This window comes from Acidovorax sp. KPB24-07 (assembly GCF_057543315.1).
The window spans coordinates 1-3,970 of sequence record NZ_BAAJYS010000312.1 but is presented as its reverse complement, the minus strand read 5'-3'; the positions used below and the strand labels follow the sequence as shown (position 1 = coordinate 3,970).

The 3,970-nt window shown below is 67.9% G+C and carries 4 protein-coding genes; 1 reads left to right on the top strand and 3 read right to left on the bottom strand.

From position 1 onward, the window contains the following. From AC27IQ_RS19975 to AC27IQ_RS19965, 3 genes are all read right to left on the bottom strand, one after another. Positions 1 to 1,751 (bottom strand): amidohydrolase (locus tag AC27IQ_RS19975; RefSeq protein WP_487090526.1); only part of this gene is annotated, 1,751 nt, incomplete at its 3' end. A gap of 45 nt (positions 1,752 to 1,796) precedes the next feature. Further along, positions 1,797 to 2,483: a hydrolase gene (locus tag AC27IQ_RS19970; protein WP_272566992.1), complete on the bottom strand. Its 687-nt coding sequence runs from the start codon at positions 2,481 to 2,483 to the stop codon at positions 1,797 to 1,799. Positions 2,484 to 2,594: 111 nt separating this feature from the next. Then, complete coding sequence (locus AC27IQ_RS19965) at positions 2,595 to 3,320, bottom strand: pirin family protein (RefSeq protein WP_317355187.1); 726 nt, start codon at positions 3,318 to 3,320, stop codon at positions 2,595 to 2,597. A 186-nt stretch (positions 3,321 to 3,506) separates the two neighbouring features. Here AC27IQ_RS19965 and AC27IQ_RS19960 point away from each other — a divergent pair. Further along, positions 3,507 to 3,970, top strand: a 464-nt coding sequence (locus AC27IQ_RS19960) for a LysR family transcriptional regulator (RefSeq protein WP_487090525.1), incomplete at its 3' end; no start/stop codon positions are given.

Here is a 3,970-nt window from a genome sequence, read left to right as displayed (position 1 = left end):
CGGCGCACCACGGCCTGCAGCGGCGCGCCCTCCTGCGTGCCCCAGCCGGCATAGCCGCCGAAGGTGCGCACGGGCGACCAGTCGGGCATGGCGGGCGGCGGTGCCGCGTCGTCGAAGCGGGCGAAATCACCGGCGCCATACACCACCTTGCCGCCCACCACCGTGAGCAGCGCCGTGGTGTCGGCGATGTCGGATTCGGGGCAGGCGAAGAAGTCGCGGTCGGGCACGGTCAGGTCCGCCAGCTGGCCGGCCTGGATGCGGCCTTTCTTGCCTTCTTCGTTGCTGAACCAGGTGACGTTCTCGGTCCACAGCCGCAGCGCCGCTTCGCGGTCCAGGCAGTTGCGCTGCGGCGTGATCTGCAGGCCGCCCACGGTCTTGCCCGTGATGAGCCACGACAGCGACACCCACGGGTTGTAGCTGGCCACGCGGGTGGCATCGGTGCCGGCCGAGACCTTGACGCCCTTGTCCAGCATGCGCTTGACGGGCGGCGTCGCCTCGGCCGCGCCGGCACCGTAGCGCTCGACGAAATACTCGCCCTGGTAGGCCATGCGGTGCTGCACGGCCACGCCGCCGCCCAAAGCGGCGATGCGGTCGATGGACTTTTCCGAGATGGTCTCGGCATGGTCGAAGAACCAGTTCAGGCCGGCCAGGGGCGTGTCGCGATCGACCTTCTCGAACACGTCGAGTGCGCGCTCGATGGTCTCGTCGTAGGTGGCATGCATGCGCCAGGGCCAGCGGTTGTGCGCCAGGATGCGCACCACCCCTTCGAGGTCGTCCTCCATCTCGGGCGCCATGTCGGGGCGCGGCTGGCGGAAGTCCTCGAAGTCCGCCGCCGAGAACACCAGCATCTCGCCCGCGCCGTTGTGGCGAAAGTAGTCCGTGCCCTGCTTGTACTGCGACGTGGCCGTCCAGTTCAGGAAGTCTTCCTTTTCCTGCTTCGGCTTTTGCGTGAACAGGTTGTAGGCCAGGCGGATGGTGAGCTGATCGGCATCGGCCAGTTCCTGGATCACCTGGTAGTCGTCGGGGTAGCTTTGGAAGCCGCCGCCCGCATCGATGGCGCCCGTCACGCCCAGGCGGTTCAGCTCGCGCATGAAGTGGCGCGTGGAGTTCACCTGGTATGCATGCGGCAGCTTGGGGCCCTTGGCCAGCGTGGCGTAGAGGATGGCCGCATTGGGCTTGGCCAGCAGCAGCCCGGTGGGGTTGCCGGCCGCATCGCGCACGATCTCGCCGCCGGGCGGCGCGGGCGTGTCGCACGTGTAGCCCACGGCGCGCAGCGCGGCGGCGTTGAGCAACGCGCGGTCGTACAGGTGCAGGATGAACACCGGCGTGTCCGGCGCCACGGCGTTCAGTTCGGCGATGGTGGGCAGGCGCTTCTCCGCGAACTGGTGTTCGGTGAACCCGCCCACCACGCGCACCCACTGCGGCGCGGGCGTGACCGCCACCTGGCGCCGCAGCATGCCCATGGCATCGGCCAGGCTTTTGACGCCGTCCCAGCGCAGCTCCATGTTGAAGTTGAGCCCGCCGCGGATGATGTGCAGGTGGTTGTCGATCAGGCCCGGCAGCGCGCTGCGGCCGTTCAAGTCGATCCGCCGCGTGCCCGGCCCGGCCATCGCCAGCACGTCACGGTCCATGCCGACGTGGGTGAAGCGCCCCTGCGCGATGGCCACGGCACTGGCCGCGGGGTTGGCGCGGTCCAGCGTGGTGAAGCGGCCGTTGTACAGGATCAGGTCGGGAGGGGTGGGCGGGGTCATGGGCAGGCTCCTTGGGGGATCGGCAATGCGAAGGGTGCGCTCTTTTCAACCCTCGTGGGCGTTGAACATGGCCTTGGCATAGGTGATGCCCAGGCCGTAGCCGCCGCCGAACTTTCTGGCGATGCCGGTCGTCATGTCGTACGTGTCCGTGCGCGCCCAGTCGCGTTGCAGCTCCAGCAGATACTGCAGCGCCGTGATGGGCCGCGCACCCGCCTGCACCATGCGCTCCATGGCGCGGTGGTGGGCCTCGGTGGAGATGTCGCCGCTCGCATCGGCGATCACGTACACCTCGAAGCCCTGGTCGAGCGCCGACAGCGCCGGGCCCACGATGCACACGCTGGTCCACAGGCCCGCCAGCACGATGCGCGGCTTGCCGATCTCGTTGATGCGGCGGATCACGGCCTCGTCTTCCCAGGTGTTCATCGACGTGCGATCCAGCAGCGCCTGGCCGGGGAACGGCGCGGTCACCTCCTCGAACATCGGGCCGCTGAAGCTCTTTTCCGCCACGGTGGTCAGGATCGTGGACACGCCGAAGCCCGCCGCCGCGCTGGCCACCAGGCCGGCGTTGGAGCGCAGCGTGATCGCATCGATCGAATGCGTGGCGAAGGCCATCTGCGACTGGAAGTCGATCATCACCAGCGTGTGGTCCTGCGGGTTCAGCAGCGTGGCGCCGGGTGTGGCGGTGGCGACGGGCTTGGCGGCGGCGTTGATGCGGGTGGCGGTGGCGGTCATGGCAAAACTCCTGGGTGGATCGAGTGAATGGAGGAGAGAAAACAAAAAAACGGGGAATCGAAAGACAAGAAAGAAGGCAGGCGGGGCGGCGGTGCCGCCGCCCCTCACCGGTCAGTGCGGCATGGCGGGCAGCTCGTTGGGGCGCAGGTCGAACACCAGCACCTCGGCACCTTCGCCCCTGGCAAAGCGCAGGGCGCCAGCGTCGCGGATGCGGGCGCCGTCGCCTTCGGACAGGCGCTCGCCGTTCACCTCCAGGCTGCCGCGGGCCACGTGCACATACACGTTGCGGCCGGGGCCCACGTCCAGCTCGGCGGCCTCGTCGCCATCGAACAGGCCGGCATGCACCCGGGCATCCTGGTGCACGGCCAGCGAGCCGTCGGTCCCTTCGGGCGAAATGATCAGCCGCAGCCGGCCGCGCTTTTCGGCTTCGCTGAAGTGCACCTGCTGGTAGCGGGGCGTGGCGCCGGTCACACCGGGCACGATCCAGATCTGCAGGAAGTGCACGGGTTCGTCGGCCGAGTGGTTGAACTCGCTGTGGCGCACGCCGGTGCCGGCGCTCATCATCTGCACGTCGCCGGGGCGGATGACCGAGCCGGTGCCCATCGAATCCTGGTGTTCCAGCGCGCCTTCCAGCACGTAGGAGAAGATTTCCATGTCGCGGTGGGGGTGCGTGCCGAAGCCCTTGCCCGGCGCGACGCGGTCGTCGTTGATGACCAGCAGGTCCGAAAAACCTTGCTGGTTGGCATCGCGGTAATGGCCGAACGAGAAGGTGTGGTGCGAATGCAGCCAGCCGTGGTTGGCGTTGCCGCGCTGGTGGGCTTTGCGGATGTCGAGCATGGTGCGTTTCCTTTCGGTTTCTTCGATGAAATTCACACTGGGGGCCTGTCGCTGAAATCGCCTCGATTTCATTGGGCTTCAGTGCTGCGGTGAAGAAAGTATCCCGCGCCGTGATGGGGCGCAGGTTGAAAGGTTTGGCCGTCCATCATCGATAATTTCGATGATTCAATCCCCCGGCCTGCCCCCATGCTGAAACTCACCCTCGAAGCCATCGAACTGGTGGACGCCATCGCCCGCCACGGCTCGTTCGCCGGCGCCTCCGAGCGCCTGCACAAGGTGCCGTCCACCATCTCCTATGCCATCGGCAAGCTGGAGGAACAACTCGGCATCGCCCTCTTCACCCGCAACGGCCCGCGCGTGGCGCTCACGCCCGCGGGGCAGGAGATGCTCAAGGAAGGCCGCTGGCTGCTCACGGCCGCGCACCAGCTCGAATCGCGCATGCGGCAGATCGCCACGGGGTTCGAATCGGAGCTGCGGCTGGTGCACGACTCGCTCATCCCCACCAGCGCGTTCAACCAGGACATCTGCGCCTTCGAGGACCTGCACTGCGGCACGCGCCTGCGCATCGGCTGCGAGGCGCTCACAGGCACCTGGGAGGCGCTGCGCGACGGCCGCGCCGACATCGTCGTGGCGGCGGGCGAAGGCCCGGC